This window comes from Synechocystis salina LEGE 00031, from assembly GCF_015207985.1.
In the GTDB taxonomy this organism is placed as follows: domain Bacteria; phylum Cyanobacteriota; class Cyanobacteriia; order Cyanobacteriales; family Microcystaceae; genus Synechocystis; species Synechocystis salina.
This window is the reverse complement of the sequence record NZ_JADEVV010000075.1, coordinates 1-13,570: the sequence shown is the minus strand read 5'-3', so window position 1 is coordinate 13,570 and position 13,570 is coordinate 1. Positions and strand designations below refer to the sequence as shown.

Annotated in this window: 15 protein-coding genes and 1 pseudogene; 8 read left to right on the top strand and 8 right to left on the bottom strand. The window is 47.3% G+C overall.

All coding sequences use genetic code 11. The annotated features are described in order from the left end of the window. Window positions 1-324: 324 nt before the first annotated feature. Together IQ217_RS17700 and IQ217_RS17695 are read right to left on the bottom strand one after the other, a co-directional pair. On the bottom strand, window positions 325-1,794 hold the full coding sequence (locus IQ217_RS17700) for a glycoside hydrolase 100 family protein (protein ID WP_194021120.1): 1,470 nt from the start codon (window positions 1,792-1,794) through the stop codon (window positions 325-327). Window positions 1,795-1,877: 83 nt separating this feature from the next. Next, window positions 1,878-2,549, bottom strand: coding sequence for a class I SAM-dependent methyltransferase (locus IQ217_RS17695; RefSeq protein ID WP_194021118.1), 672 nt, complete (start codon window positions 2,547-2,549; stop codon window positions 1,878-1,880). Between the two features lie 135 nt (window positions 2,550-2,684). On the opposite strand from IQ217_RS17695, the gene speA reads away from it, so the two are divergent. Beyond that, complete coding sequence (speA, locus tag IQ217_RS17690; RefSeq protein WP_190596644.1) at window positions 2,685-4,772, top strand: biosynthetic arginine decarboxylase; 2,088 nt, start codon at window positions 2,685-2,687, stop codon at window positions 4,770-4,772. A gap of 80 nt (window positions 4,773-4,852) precedes the next feature. Here speA and IQ217_RS17685 read toward each other — a convergent pair whose 3' ends face one another. The 5 genes from IQ217_RS17685 to IQ217_RS17665 all read right to left on the bottom strand — a co-directional run bounded on the left by IQ217_RS17685 (window position 4,853) and on the right by IQ217_RS17665 (window position 8,491). Beyond that, entirely contained in the window at window positions 4,853-5,638 is a 786-nt protein-coding gene (locus IQ217_RS17685) for a hypothetical protein (RefSeq protein ID WP_228025790.1), read from the bottom strand. An 81-nt stretch (window positions 5,639-5,719) separates the two neighbouring features. After that, window positions 5,720-6,676: a quinolinate synthase NadA gene (nadA, locus tag IQ217_RS17680; RefSeq protein ID WP_194021114.1), complete on the bottom strand. Its 957-nt coding sequence runs from the start codon at window positions 6,674-6,676 to the stop codon at window positions 5,720-5,722. A 95-nt stretch (window positions 6,677-6,771) separates the two neighbouring features. Further along, complete coding sequence (locus tag IQ217_RS17675; protein WP_194021112.1) at window positions 6,772-7,518, bottom strand: cytochrome c biogenesis protein CcdA; 747 nt, start codon at window positions 7,516-7,518, stop codon at window positions 6,772-6,774. A gap of 288 nt (window positions 7,519-7,806) precedes the next feature. Next, the gene (locus IQ217_RS17670; protein ID WP_194021110.1) at window positions 7,807-8,148 is read right to left on the bottom strand and encodes a HepT-like ribonuclease domain-containing protein; all 342 of its coding nucleotides are present in this window, start codon (window positions 8,146-8,148) and stop codon (window positions 7,807-7,809) included. Then, entirely contained in the window at window positions 8,138-8,491 is a 354-nt protein-coding gene (locus IQ217_RS17665) for a nucleotidyltransferase family protein (protein ID WP_190596653.1), read from the bottom strand. Before IQ217_RS17665 ends, IQ217_RS17670 begins: the two co-directional genes overlap by 11 nt. A gap of 163 nt (window positions 8,492-8,654) precedes the next feature. On the opposite strand from IQ217_RS17665, the gene acnB reads away from it, so the two are divergent. The 7 genes and pseudogenes from acnB to IQ217_RS17630 all read left to right on the top strand — a co-directional run bounded on the left by acnB (window position 8,655) and on the right by IQ217_RS17630 (window position 13,232). Beyond that, on the top strand, window positions 8,655-11,261 hold the full coding sequence (gene acnB, locus IQ217_RS17660; protein ID WP_194021108.1) for a bifunctional aconitate hydratase 2/2-methylisocitrate dehydratase: 2,607 nt from the start codon (window positions 8,655-8,657) through the stop codon (window positions 11,259-11,261). 87 nt (window positions 11,262-11,348) lie between these two features. After that, window positions 11,349-11,501 carry a hypothetical protein gene (locus IQ217_RS17655; RefSeq protein WP_228024299.1) on the top strand — a complete coding sequence of 51 codons (153 nt, stop codon included), beginning with the start codon at window positions 11,349-11,351 and terminating at the stop codon, window positions 11,499-11,501. Continuing rightward, window positions 11,501-11,752, top strand: a complete 252-nt coding sequence (locus IQ217_RS17650; protein ID WP_194021104.1) for a hypothetical protein — start codon at window positions 11,501-11,503, stop codon at window positions 11,750-11,752. The genes IQ217_RS17655 and IQ217_RS17650 overlap by 1 nt, the downstream gene beginning before the upstream one ends. Window positions 11,753-11,995: 243 nt before the next feature. Beyond that, window positions 11,996-12,181, top strand: a pseudogene (locus IQ217_RS19575) (hypothetical protein); the annotation flags it as partial. Continuing rightward, complete coding sequence (locus IQ217_RS17640) at window positions 12,102-12,404, top strand: DUF2442 domain-containing protein (RefSeq protein WP_194021102.1); 303 nt, start codon at window positions 12,102-12,104, stop codon at window positions 12,402-12,404. The pseudogene IQ217_RS19575 and the gene IQ217_RS17640, both read left to right, overlap by 80 nt. Window positions 12,405-12,456: 52 nt before the next feature. Further along, entirely contained in the window at window positions 12,457-12,903 is a 447-nt protein-coding gene (locus tag IQ217_RS17635; RefSeq protein WP_228025789.1) for a XisH family protein, read from the top strand. Next, window positions 12,891-13,232, top strand: a complete 342-nt coding sequence (locus IQ217_RS17630) for a XisI protein (RefSeq protein ID WP_194021100.1) — start codon at window positions 12,891-12,893, stop codon at window positions 13,230-13,232. Before IQ217_RS17635 ends, IQ217_RS17630 begins: the two co-directional genes overlap by 13 nt. Before the next feature lie 110 nt (window positions 13,233-13,342). Here the strand turns inward: IQ217_RS17630 and IQ217_RS19095 are convergent. Then, the coding region (locus IQ217_RS19095; RefSeq protein ID WP_228025788.1) for a transposase at window positions 13,343-13,570 on the bottom strand (228 nt) is incomplete at its 5' end.

Here is a 13,570-nt window from a genome sequence, read left to right as displayed (position 1 = left end):
CCGTTCTCCCCCAGGATTTCTTCCGGGGTTGAATAATCCTTTAACAGTTCATCCATTAATTTATCGGCTACGGTATCCTCTTTTTTCTTCCTTGCCATCATTGCCTCCTTGCTGAAATGGGTTAATTCGTATTTTTACTTTTACACAAATTAATTTACAGTCCCTAATCATATTCACTGTGCCTTACAGGTCTGGAATTTTCTTCGTCGTCAAGCCGTTAATAGCCCATTGACAGTCTACGAAATATCTCATCAACCATGGTCTGATTTCCTGCGTCAACAGCTTCGTTCTCCTACTCTTAAGTTTTCTTTTGCGTAAGTCCTGTTAGTGCAACGCTTGATGCAAACTTTGCAAACTAGGCAGGTCGAACATCAAAGCATCGTCGGGGTTAACTTCCGTAAAATGATGCACTAACAATAGACCAACAATGGTCCAAGTTTGGTAGGAACGGGACTGTTGCCCGACCCAAAAGCCCGTAGGGCCATCAAAATATTCGGCCCATTTATGTTTGGGCAAGCGACGCAAAAGCACTTCGTAGTTATTGCGGATGAGGTTACCCATTTCCGCATACTCCACCGTGCCGTAGTGGGAATGACAGCTATGGCGGAGCACCGCCACCACTAGAAACCAAAATAAACAGGGCCAATGGCCGGCATTGTGGTAGCACCAGGGTAAATTTTTGCGGTCAAAGCCGGTTTTACTGCGCCAATCATCATCCTTGAGGGGGGGATGGCAAATTCTCAGGGGCATTTGGGCACACAGTTCCCGTTGATTGTTTAATACCAAACGGAAAAATGAACGTTGCTGGGCCAAACTCGTGACATCAAAAATCGCTCCCAAGCAATTGCCCAGGGAAAAAAAGCGAAAATCGGGGCGACCGGTGCGGATATTGCCGATTAAATAACCCCCCCGATCGCCGAGCCAATCCTGGAGCCAGTTGGGAATGGTTTCGGTGTGGACATTATGTTCATTGCTGGCTTCTTCACCGTACTGTTCCGTGGGACGGCGGCGCAGGGTTTGGACAATGTTGCAATTAATCCAGTAATGCTTGAGCAGATAGGTGCGCAGTTTTTTCAGCCAATCCACACTCAGGTCAAACTGGTGGCTCTGCTCCACAGTAAAACTATCGAAGGGGTGCTCATTGTGGCTGGAATAACCCTTCGCTTTGAGGTCAATTAACAGTAACCCCGCCGCACTTTTTAATGCCCCGTAGAGGAGGGTTTGGATTTCCAGGGGGGCTCCCCACACATCCATGGGACGGTCAATCATAAAAGCCCCATCTGGTACAAACAAAGTGGGCGCATCCCGAAACACTGGATGGAGAATGAGGTTTAAAAACTTTTGCAGCCCTAACTGCACATGGGTTTGCCTGGCCCAAGCTTCATTGCCGGTTCTTTGGACGTAGTAATAGGCCAAAATGGGCCACCAGAGGGATGCATCCACCGAACAAACCCGACCGATCGCCCGTTGGCCATAGTCTGCCTTGAGTTCATGGTTTTCCGTTTCCACAAAACTGGTGGGGAAAATGCCATAGGTGGGAAAGCCCTTACTCTGGAGGGTGAGGCAAATTTCCAAAAAGTTTTGGACGATTTCCGTTTCATTTTGCAGCAACAAAAAGATCATCACCGGCACATTGTCCCGAATGAAAACCTCCGTATAGTTCAAATCATGGTGATCCGACTGGGGAATGGCCGCCACGGTGCCCACATATTGCCCATTGATTTTGACCATGGCTTTTTCGTAGAGCAAACGGCGGGCCTGGTCTAGGATTTGTTGAGCCTGGGGGGATTTCATGGCAGAAGATTAGGATTAATCTATGGGGCAAACTTAATTGTCCTGAACTAGTCCAACGGTGTAAAGCATTTTGCTTCCTAGGGCTAAAGATGGGCGATCGCCACGTTGCCAATGGAGGGATCAAAACTAACATTAAGCAATGTTTGCCAACGGGTCAGAACCTCCTGCTCTCCTCGGCGGTTAATGTCATCCAAAATGATTGTGCTGTGGGGCGCCAACTGACTCTGGAAAAAAGGCACCGCCGGAAAACGGGAATATTGAATGTCCTCCCGGTAGGCCGGCGGCCCATCCACCAACAGGCAATCAATGGTTTTGCTGGCGGGCAACTGGTGACGGATTTTCTGGCGATCGTACCACTCTCCATTGTCCAAGGCCAGTTCACAGGGTTCCAACGGAGCATGGATGAGCTGGACGTAGGTGGTCAACTCTTCCCTGGCTAATGCATCTTGCAACAAATTTAACCAATCCAAATTATTTTCGATACAGTGGAGTTTGCCCTGTAAACCATTGCGACGGAATAAACGGGCAATGTACAAGGTAGATACTCCACCACCACATTCCACAATGGATAGGTGTTTACGAATTAAAATTGTGTTGAGAATTTGTACCAACCCACTGGGGCGGAGGGCATAGCCACTCCAAGGCAAATAGTTACCCGCCAATGGCATCAAGTACTGCATGGCCAAGCTGTCTTCCCAAATTTCTTGCAATCTTTGGTGGTCTGTTTCTGGGGGCAGGAAAGAAGGGTTGGGCATACAAATTAATTACAGCGGTCAGGTTAACATTCGTTTAAACCATGGCAAGAAAAAGCCTTGCCGAAGCTATTCTATGCTAGATTCTGTCGGGGGAATGTAACAATCGAAAGCAGTTATTTTTTGTTGGGACAAGCCATGGAAGGGCAGTCAATCGAACTAGAACTAAACATCATGGCAATGCCGGAGTTAACCGACAGTACCGAACCCGGACAAACCGCTGTGGGGGAAACTGATGCTGCTCCCCAGGCGATCGCCGAAGTCCGTCGTTGGACCATTGACGACAGTGAAAACCTCTACCGCATCACCGGTTGGGGGGAACCCTACTTTTCCATCAATGCGGCGGGCCATGTCACCGTTTCGCCCCAGGCTGACCATGGGGGGGCGTTGGATTTGTACGAATTGGTCAAGGGTTTAAGGCAAAGAAATATTGGCTTGCCTTTGCTGTTGCGCTTTTCTGACATTTTGGCCGACCGCATCAATCGCCTCAATGCGGCCTTTGCCCGGGGTATTGCCCGTTACCGCTATCCCAACACCTACCGGGGGGTTTATCCAATTAAGTGCAACCAGCATCGCCATATTGTGGAATCCCTGGTGCGCTATGGCACTCCCTACAATTTTGGCTTGGAAGCCGGTTCTAAACCGGAATTGATGATTGCCCTGGCTATGTTGCAACCGCAGGAAAATCCGGAGCCAGACCAGCAAAATCAACCGTTACTGATTTGTAATGGCTACAAAGACCGGGAGTATATTGAGACGGCCTTGCTAGCCCGTCGTCTGGGCCATCGGCCGATCATTGTGGTGGAGCAGGTGGCAGAAGTGGCTTTAGCCATCGAAATTTCCCGCAATCTGGGCATTAAACCGATTTTGGGGGTACGGGCCAAACTGAGTACCCAGGGTATGGGACGTTGGGGAATTTCCACCGGCGATCGGGCTAAATTTGGCTTGACCATTCCGGAAATGTTAACGGCGATCGGGCAACTGCGCCAGGCGGATATGCTGGATAGTCTGCAATTGCTCCATTTCCACATCGGTTCCCAGATTTCTTCCATTTCTGTGATTAAGGAAGCGATGACGGAAGCCAGCCAAATTTTTGTGCAGTTGGCCAAGTTGGGGGGCAATATGCGCTATCTCGATGTGGGGGGCGGCCTCGGAGTGGATTATGACGGCTCCAAAACCAATTTTTATGCTTCCAAAAATTACAATATCCAGAATTACGTTAACGATGTGATTTCGGCGGTGCAGGATGCCTGTGTGGCTGCTGAAATTCCCTGTCCGGTGCTGATTAGTGAAAGTGGCCGGGCGATCGCCAGCCATCAGTCGGTGCTCATTTTCGACATTGTGGCCACCAACGATATCAATCCCCCTTTGCCCAAGGTGAAGGCCAAAGACCATGCGATTTTGCGCAATCTGATGGAAACCTGGGAAACCATTACGGTGGATAATTACCAGGAAGCGTACCATGACGTGGAACAGTTTAAAACGGAAGCTATTAGTTTATTTAACTTTGGTTATTTAGGTCTGAAAGAAAGGGCTAAAGCTGAGGAAATTTATTGGGCCTGTTGCCGTAAAATCTTACAAATTTGTCGTCAGCAGGAATATGTCCCCGATGATTTGGAAAACTTGGAAGTTAACTTAGCTTCCATCTACTACGCCAATATGTCGGTGTTTCAATCGGCTCCGGATTCCTGGGCGATCGACCAACTTTTCCCCATTATGCCCATCCATCGTTTGGATGAAGAACCTACCCAGCGGGGCATTCTAGCGGATATTACCTGCGACAGTGACGGCAAAATTGACCGATTTATTGACCTGCGGGACGTCAAGTCAGTGCTGGAATTACATCCCTTAATGGAAATAGAACAGGAAGATGCTCCGCCCAGGGTGGAACCCTATTATTTGGGGATGTTTTTGGTGGGAGCCTACCAAGAAATTATGGGTAATTTACATAACTTGTTTGGTGACATTAATGTGGTGCATATTCAAATGAATCCCAAAGGTTACCAAATTGAGCATTTAGTGCGGGGGGATACCATTGCCGAAGTGTTGGGCTATGTGCAGTACGATCCCGAAGATTTGCTGGAAAATATGCGCCGCTACTGTGAGCAGGCCATGGAGGATAAACGCATGAGCCTGGAGGAATCCCAACTACTGCTGGAAAACTACGAGCGCAGTTTGTTGCAATATACCTACCTCAAGCCAACTTCGGGCATCCACACCAGCTAAATGGACGGCGGCGGCAGAAAACCCTACACAACACCAAAGTCCCAGCGTCTTGATCTAGAGGAAGATTTTGCTCTTTTGGCCTATTTGCGGAGGCGTTTATGGGGCAAAAACTGGTCGTCAAAATTTGGTCTGGCTTGGCTGGGGGGTTGGGCGGTGGCCGCATCGGCGATCGGGCGGGGGGCTTCCGGATTGGCCACGGGAATGGCAGTGGAAGAATTATTAGAATTATTACTGGCTGGGGGCATCAAGTTCGCGGCACTGTCGGGAGAAGGAGAAGTTTCCGCCGGGGCAACTGTCTCTGTGGTCACCGTTTCCGTTTCCACCACCTCTTCCGTCACCGCTGTTGTTTCAGTGATGCCATTTTGCTCCTCCTGTTCTGTGGCAGTGGTTTCCTCAATTACTTCAATGGTGTTGGTGCTAGGGGCACTTGCCGTTGGGAGTTGCTCCGGAGTGGCACTGGAATTATCGCCGTCATTGCTAGCGGTGGCTTGGGGGTTGGGGGCAGTGGTTTCCACTAGGTAAGATTCCCCCAGTTTTTCGGGGCCAATGAAAATGGGTTCAAAGGCCACTTCTCCCCGGATACTCAGCACTGTGCCTTTACGGGGTAACTGGCGGTCGGTTTTGACCCACACCCTTCCAGTTTTATCTTGGATTTGGTAAGCGCCCCCTTCTAAAAATGGAGCCACATTAACCACAATGCCCTGGACGTTAACCGTGCGCTGATTGGAAATTTCTTCTAGCTTGGCAATGTCCAAATATTCCTGGGCTAAGCCAAAGGGATTGAGGGGGCTACAACTCACCATCCAGCCGCTCAGGAACAGGGGAAAGAACAGTTTTCGGCCTACCCAGGATAACTTGGCAGTCATCGTTGCCCTCACAATCAATAGCTTCTCGACCACCATACTAGCCTATCTGGTTGACCATCCCGGAGCCTGGTTATGCCAACCCTAGGACATGGCCAGCATTCTCTGGATCGGTTTCAGGGCCGCCGCCATGGTGTCTTCCGGTAAAGTAATCTCTGGCGATCGCCGTTTCATAGCCCAGTAGAGTTTTTCCAGGGTATTCAAACGCATATAGGGACACTCGTTGCAGTCGCAATTGCTGTTATTGGGTAAGGGGATAAATTGCTTGGAGGGGGAAAGCTTTTCCATTTGGTGAATAATGCCAGGCTCCGTACCCACAATAAATTCCTTACCCTGGGATTTGTTCGAGTAATTTAGTAAAGCAGTGGTGGAACCAATAAAGTCTGCGTGGCGCAGGATGGCTTCTCCGCATTCAGGGTGAGCAATGATTTCTGCCTGGGGATATTTGGCTTTTAGCTCCAGCAAACGTCGTTCCGAAAAAGTTTCATGGACAATGCAACTGCCTTGCCACAACACCATTTGCCGCCCAGTTTGCTCCATCACATAACGACCCAAATTGCGATCGGGGGCAAAAATTATTTTCTGATCCTCCGGCAGTTGTTGAACAATTTTCACCGCATTGGAACTGGTGCAGATGATGTCACTCAGGGCCTTAATTTCCGCCGTGCAATTGATGTAGCTAATCACCAAATGGTCAGGGTGGCGTTGTTTAAACTCGGTAAATTCCCTCGGAGGGCAACTGTCTGCCAAGGAACAACCCGCTTCTAAATCCGGCAAAAGTACCAACTTATGGGGATTGAGAATTTTGGCCGTTTCCGCCATGAAATGTACCCCGGCAAAAACAATCACATCGGCATCGGTGCTGGCCGCCTGTTGGGATAGCCCCAGGGAGTCCCCCAAATAATCAGCGATGTCTTGGATGGCCGCCTCCTGGTAGTAGTGGGCCAAAATTACCGCATTCAATTCCTTTTTCAGATTCTGAATCGCTCCCACTAAATCACGGGGCAGGGTTTCTTGGGGCGGGGCAACGGCGGTAAACACTATTTTAGGACTCCTGGGATATTTATAGTTAAAACTACCATAAATATTCTAACACAGAAATTAACCTGACATTGGTTAGGGGCTGGGGGAGGGCTCTATGACAACCACTGTCCCAGGGGAAGACGGGAGAGGAGGGTAATGACCCCAAAACCGAGCAAAATTGTGCCACTGATGGGATTAAGCCAGCCAGACCATTGCCGCAGTTGCAACAGCCGCTTCAAACTGCCGGTGAACAGGCCAACCAAAATGAGGGGGGTAACGTAACCAACGGTATAGGCCAACAAAAGACCACTGCCTAGTAACAAATCCTGGCGACTGGCCACCCAAGCAAGCAGGCTAGCTAACACAGGGGTGCTACAGGGGGAGGCAATTAGTCCAAAGGTCAGCCCGGCTAATAGGGCCCTCAATGCCGGAGGAAAATCCTCTTTAATCCAAGCCGTTGCTCCCAAACTGGGGAACCGCAGAGGCAATAATTCCAACAGGTTTAATCCCATCAAAATGGCTACTATACTCACCAAAATGGGTAATCCCAGCCCGATTTGCCCATAAATTTTGCCCAAGGCCGCCGCCCCTAGCCCCAAACTGGCCAAGGTAATGGCCAACCCCAGGGCAAACCAGAGGGATTGTTTGAATGATTGCAGGCGATCGCCGTCGCTGGTGCCGCCAATGTAGGCAATGGTGAGAGGGAGCAGGGACAGTAAACAGGGGGTCAAACTAGTGACCAGTCCCGCTAGCAGGATGATAAGTAAACTAAGGGGAGTCAGTTGTCCCAGTTGTTCCACCACCAGGCGATCAGCCCATGGTTGGAGGAAATAAAGCTGATTTTGTACAGATTGCCACATTACACGGTTGCCTACAAAAGCCAAAAATAAGTCCGAAATTTACCGGTTGCCATTTCGCCCCTGGTTTATTGACAGAGTTTAACCAGAGAGAAGATTAAGCCCAGGAAAAATTGGCACTTGTCCAACAATGCTAAGCAATTCCCAGCCATCTCGCCAAACACCAACGTCCGAAAGTTAGGTGATTATCTTGGAGTCCGATGAATTGGCATCAATAGGAAATTGAGTTTGATTCTGGTGATATGCCTGTCTCAATAAACAAGGTTGACTAAATTTAGTTAGTATCAATTATTAATCATCAGGCTTGGGAACAATTTTTTCGAGCTGGTTAACAAGATTGGGAATATAGTTTTCGATTACGTCCCAAATTAATTCTAAATTAATGCCGTCGTAATCGTGGACTAGCTTATTCCTCATACCAATAATTTGATTGTAGGGAATTTGAGGATAAGTTTGCCGAAATTCTGGGGAAATTCGCCTTAATGCCTCCCCTAAGACGGCAATATTTCGCATCACTGCGTCTTGAGTTCTAATATCAGTAAGGAAATCTTCTTCCGTCATATCTGTTGTGAAAGTTACAATGCGGCGAGCAAAAATTAGAGCATCTAAAATTGAGGCAAGATCACGATTCATAAATTACCTGAGCACCATTGATAATTGACTTTTTCTTAATCCAATTTTCACTTCTCTCCAAATTTCGCAGAAAAATAAGATCTACTTTGCGATTAATGATTTGTTCTAGACTCTCTTCCAAGGATTGGTGATAGTTTAGGGTAAGGCGCAAATCTGGTAAAACCGATACTAAGAAGTCAACATCACTGCTGGGCTTAAAATTATCTGTGAGGATAGAACCAAAAACTGCTAAACGTTGAATAGAATAAGACCGACATAATTCGGTAATTTTGTCTAAGGAAACTCCTAAGCGATGTTGTAATCGTTCCTGTTGCTCTTGGCTTGATAAAACTAAATTATTCATCATATACCTCCTGAAAGAGCGGTCTATTTTTTAGGATAGGGTCGGCGATCGCCTTTGCCCAGTCTCCCCAAACCGTTTGCCGGTAACTTATCCCGTTCCCCTGCATAAAATAGAATATTCACCGTTGATCATGACCTAATATTGCCGGAGAGAGAACCGTCCTATGTTGCAAGCCTACCGTCGCCACGCTGCCGATCGCCAAAAGTTAGGCATTCCCCCCCTGCCCCTCACCGCCGAGCAAACCACGGAACTCTGTGAACTGCTGAAAAATCCCCCCGAAGCGGAAAAAGCAGAGTTGATGATGTTATTGCGGGACCGGGTTCCCCCTGGGGTAGATGAAGCCGCCTACGTTAAAGCTGGATTCCTCACGGCGATCGCCAAAGGCGAAGTAACCTGTCCATTGATTAGTAGCCAAGGGGCGGTGGACTTATTAGGAACCATGATCGGCGGGTACAACGTTCAATCCCTAATCGAACTGCTCAAATCGAAAGATACTAGTATCGCCAGTGCCGCCGCCACAGCCCTGAGCAAAACCTTACTAGTATTTGATGCGTTTAACGATGTGCTCCATTTGAGTGACAGCAACCCCTACGCCAAACAGGTAATTGATGCTTGGGCTGAAGGAGCTTGGTTCATTAACAAACCAGAAGTGGCCGACAGCATCACTGTGACTGTGTTTAAGGTTCCCGGCGAAACCAATACCGACGACTTGTCTCCCGCTCCCCATGCCACTACCCGCCCGGACATTCCCCTCCATGCCCTGGCCATGCTGGAATCAAAAATGCCCGACGGTCTGCAAACCATTGCCGAACTCAAACAAAAGGGTCATCCAGTGGCCTATGTGGGCGACGTGGTGGGCACCGGCTCCTCCCGTAAATCCGCCATTAACTCCGTGCTCTGGCATATTGGCGACGACATTCCCTTTGTGCCCAACAAACGGGCCGGGGGCTACATTCTGGGGGGAAAAATTGCCCCAATCTTTTTCAACACCGCCGAGGATTCCGGTGCGTTACCCATTGAGTGCGACGTCAGCCAACTTAACACCGGGGATGTGATCACCATTTACCCCAGGGAAGGCAAAATCACCAACGAGGCTGGCGCAACCATCAGCACTTTCCAACTCAAACCAGAAACCATTTTGGATGAAGTACGGGCCGGTGGTCGTATTCCCCTGCTCATAGGCCGGGCCTTGACAGATAAAACCAGGGAAGCCTTAGGACTTTCTCCGTCCACCCTATTCGTTCGTCCCACCGCCCCCGCTGACACCGGCAAAGGCTTCACCCTCGCCCAAAAAATGGTGGGTAAGGCCTGCGGCGTAGACGGTATTCGTCCCGGCACTTCCTGTGAGCCGATTATGACCACCGTGGGTTCCCAGGACACCACTGGCCCCATGACCAGGGATGAGTTGAAGGAACTAGCTTGCCTTGGTTTTAATGCTGACCTAACCTTACAAACCTTCTGTCACACCGCCGCCTATCCCAAACCCGTTGACATTAAAACCCATAAAGATCTGCCAGACTTTTTCTCCACCAGGGGAGGCGTGGCCCTCAAACCAGGGGATGGCATTATTCACTCCTGGCTCAATCGCATGTTGCTGCCCGATACGGTGGGCACAGGTGGGGATTCCCATACCCGTTTTCCCCTAGGAATTTCCTTCCCCGCTGGCTCTGGCCTGGTGGCCTTTGCGGCGGCCTTGGGAGTAATGCCGTTGGATATGCCGGAATCGGTTTTGGTCAAGTTCACAGGGGAACTGCAACCGGGGGTCACCCTCAGGGACATTGTCAATGCTATTCCCTGGGTGGCTATGCAACAGGGCAAACTCACCGTAGGCAAGGAAAACAAAGTCAATGTCTTTAACGGTCGGATCATGGAAATGGAAGGATTACCGGATCTGAAAGTTGAGCAGGCGTTTGAGTTGACCGATGCCACTGCGGAGCGTTCTTGTTCAGGCTCCACCATTAAGCTGAGCGAGGAGACTGTGGCGGAATATCTGCGCTCCAATGTGGTGCTGATGAAAAATATGATCGCCCGGGGTTATCAGGATGCTCGTACCCTATTGCGGCGTATTGCCAAGATGGAAGAATGGTTGGCTAATCCCAGCCTGATGTCCGCCGATGCCGATGCGGAATACGCCGATGTGATTGAGGTTAATCTGGATGAAATTAAGGAGCCCATTGTGGCAGCGCCCAACGATCCCGATAACGTCAAATTAATGTCAGATTGTACTGGGGATGTCATCCATGAGGTGTTTATTGGTTCTTGCATGACCAATATTGGCCATTACCGCGCGGCGGCTAAAATTCTCGAAGGGGCTGGAACGGTGAAGGGTCGGCTTTGGATTTGTCCCCCCACTCGCATGGACGAACAACAGTTGCGGGATGAGGGCATATACGGCATTTTTGCAGCGGCCGGAGCCAGGACAGAAATGCCCGGTTGTTCCCTTTGTATGGGCAACCAAGCCCGGGTGGAAGATGGGGTAACGGTCTTTTCCACCTCTACCCGTAATTTCAATAACCGCATGGGTAAAGGGGCCCAGGTTTATCTCGGTTCCGCTGAGTTGGCCGCCGTTTGTGCTCTCCTCGGTAAAATTCCCACCGTGGCAGAATACCTGGCGATCGTGGCAGAAAAAGTTGCCCCGTTTGAGGGTGAACTTTACCGTTACCTCAATTTCGACGAGATTGATAATTTCGAGGACTTCGGCCGGGTCATTCCCCTAGACCAAATGCCCAAAATTGAGGATATTTTGGGAATGCCAGTAGGAGCTAAGTAAGCGACGATGAGGTGGGCCTTTTATGGTTCACCTTGATCCGGTCTGATTTACATGGGAAAAGGTCATTTTAAAAAGGCGATCGCCTCCTTGGAAGCTCGAATTGCTGAACATAGAGAAAAAATTAGCTTAGAATCAAAAAGAGAATCTCCAGATCAAACTCTGATTTATCATTGGCAAAAGGAGATTAAGGCTTTCGAGAAGGGAATCCAGCAAGCATTGAAAAGATTGGGGAAAAATTAATGCCAATTATTGACCAAGAAATTCAGTCCCAGACTTCAACTCTAGATAGGTTAATGATCGAGTTACGAGATGATTGTCAAAATGTTGTTGCTTTGGTTAATCAGTTACTAACTTCTGAGTTAGCTGAACAGCAAAAGGGAGATGTATTAGCGGAAATATTGGTCGCCGCAATCCATTTGCAATCCCACTGTGATGAGGATTTACAAAATCTTATTTCTAAAAAGCTTGAAAATTTACAAGAAAAAAATTAATTCAAATAGTTATGAATTTTAACTCTGACTCAGAAGTTTCACACCAGGGATCTCAACCAAATAGCTTATTCTTATTATCACTAGAAGATTTAGAGGATTTACAGGATTTGAGGCAGGCAAAACAAGAGCAGGAAGGATAGCTGATCTACTCTTTGGAGGAAGTGAGAGCAATGCTTGATGATTCATCGCCATGATCCACTCCATGTTCATGTTGAGCGTGATCAATAACTAGCTAAGTTCTGGCTAGATCCGATTCGCATCCAGAGCAATAGAGGATTTAGTTGTGTTGAAATTGGCCGTATTCAAAATCTTGTAGAAGCAAATCAAACACAACTTTTGCCAGGTTGGAATGAATTCTTCGACTTTAGATACCTTACTCATCCAAAAAGTCACTATCACCGACGAAGCTCTCAGCGTTTATTTGTCTGATGGGCGTTCCATTTCTGTCCCTTTAGTCTGGTATCCACGACTATTGCATAGCTCACCTGAGGAGCGTCATGATTATCGCTTGATTGATGGAGGGATAGGCATATACTGGACTCAGCTTGAGGAAGATATTAGTGTTAAAAATTTAGTTTTGGGTCAACCCCCTGGAGACAGTCAACGATCATTAAAGTGTTGGTTAGGCGATCACTTTTTATCAAGAAGTTAAGTAGTGATCGCATTTTGATAAAATTTGGAAAGGGCGAGCTATTATAATAAAAATGTTGATTCAAAATAGAAGGAGGCAAATGCCAGCAAAAGACCTCTATCACGAAGCTGTTAAAAATGCCTTAATTAAAGACGGCTGGACAATTACGGCTGATCCCTATCCTATTGAATATGAAGACGCTGAATTGTATCCAGACCTGGCGATCGAGAAATTTATTTCTGAAGAACAAAGACAACGTAAAATTATCATTGAAATTAAAAGCTTTCTTGGCCCTTCAATGATGAAAGACTTTGAAATGGCTTTGGGACAATATATTTTTTATCGTGATCTCATTCAATTAGGGCAAGATGAATACCAAGAAATCTATCTGGCTATCAAAGATGAAATTTATAAGACTTTTTTTCAACGAAGATCTATCCAAGCCGTTATTAAACGACACCAATTAGATTTGTTAGTTGTCAACATCGAAAAAGAGGAGGTTGTCCAATGGATAAACTAACCAACTATCGCCAAATTATTCAAAATATCTTAACCAAGCTAGACAAAATTGCGAATAACTCATCCAAAAAAAAATTAGAAACTTGCTTGATTTTTGATGAAAAACATGATCATTATCTATGGATGTCTATTGGCTGGGTAAATAAAAAGAAAATCAATAATACTCAGATACATATTCGTATCAAAAATGAAAGAGTTTATATTGAACAGGATTGGACAGAAATAGGAGTTACCTCTGAATTATTAGAAGCAGGGATTCCAAAAGAAGATATTGTTTTAGCATTTCATGATCCTGAAAGTCGTCAATTAACCGAGTTTGCTGTCGCTTAGTGACAGGCGATCGCCGTTTCGGTGAGTTTGAGAATGGCGATCGCCGTAATTGGCTTTCATATTTATGTATTGGATTGATTGCTCCAGAGATATATCCCTCTTCCATCAATCTAGGCAGATGAATGGCAGAATATGTCCCATGAATTGACCAAATATCTTAATCGATCTAGCTCATTAACTTTATTAAAAAGCTTGGTCAACTCATCTAAAGCATGGGTAAATGGAAATACTTTTAACCAATTTTTGATAAGATTTATTGCATTAAGTACAGCAACAACTAATCGGATATTGTTTAACCAGTTCTTCCAGCCGCCTTCTTTGTTCCATTTTTCATGATT

Excerpts from the sequence above, each read along its gene's own strand:
- IQ217_RS17700 (WP_194021120.1), bottom strand. The coding sequence starts at position 1,794 with ATGAAATCCCCCCAGGCTCAACAAATCCTAGACCAGGCCCGCCGTTTG.
- IQ217_RS17695 (WP_194021118.1), bottom strand. The coding sequence starts at position 2,549 with ATGCCCAACCCTTCTTTCCTGCCCCCAGAAACAGACCACCAAAGATTG.
- speA (WP_190596644.1), top strand. The coding sequence starts at position 2,685 with ATGGAAGGGCAGTCAATCGAACTAGAACTAAACATCATGGCAATGCCG.
- IQ217_RS17685 (WP_228025790.1), bottom strand. The coding sequence starts at position 5,638 with ATGACTGCCAAGTTATCCTGGGTAGGCCGAAAACTGTTCTTTCCCCTG.
- IQ217_RS17675 (WP_194021112.1), bottom strand. The coding sequence starts at position 7,518 with ATGTGGCAATCTGTACAAAATCAGCTTTATTTCCTCCAACCATGGGCT.
- IQ217_RS17670 (WP_194021110.1), bottom strand. The coding sequence starts at position 8,148 with ATGAATCGTGATCTTGCCTCAATTTTAGATGCTCTAATTTTTGCTCGC.
- IQ217_RS17665 (WP_190596653.1), bottom strand. The coding sequence starts at position 8,491 with ATGAATAATTTAGTTTTATCAAGCCAAGAGCAACAGGAACGATTACAA.
- acnB (WP_194021108.1), top strand. The coding sequence starts at position 8,655 with ATGTTGCAAGCCTACCGTCGCCACGCTGCCGATCGCCAAAAGTTAGGC.
- IQ217_RS17650 (WP_194021104.1), top strand. The coding sequence starts at position 11,501 with ATGCCAATTATTGACCAAGAAATTCAGTCCCAGACTTCAACTCTAGAT.
- IQ217_RS17640 (WP_194021102.1), top strand. The coding sequence starts at position 12,102 with ATGAATTCTTCGACTTTAGATACCTTACTCATCCAAAAAGTCACTATC.
- IQ217_RS17635 (WP_228025789.1), top strand. The coding sequence starts at position 12,457 with ATGTTGATTCAAAATAGAAGGAGGCAAATGCCAGCAAAAGACCTCTAT.
- IQ217_RS17630 (WP_194021100.1), top strand. The coding sequence starts at position 12,891 with ATGGATAAACTAACCAACTATCGCCAAATTATTCAAAATATCTTAACC.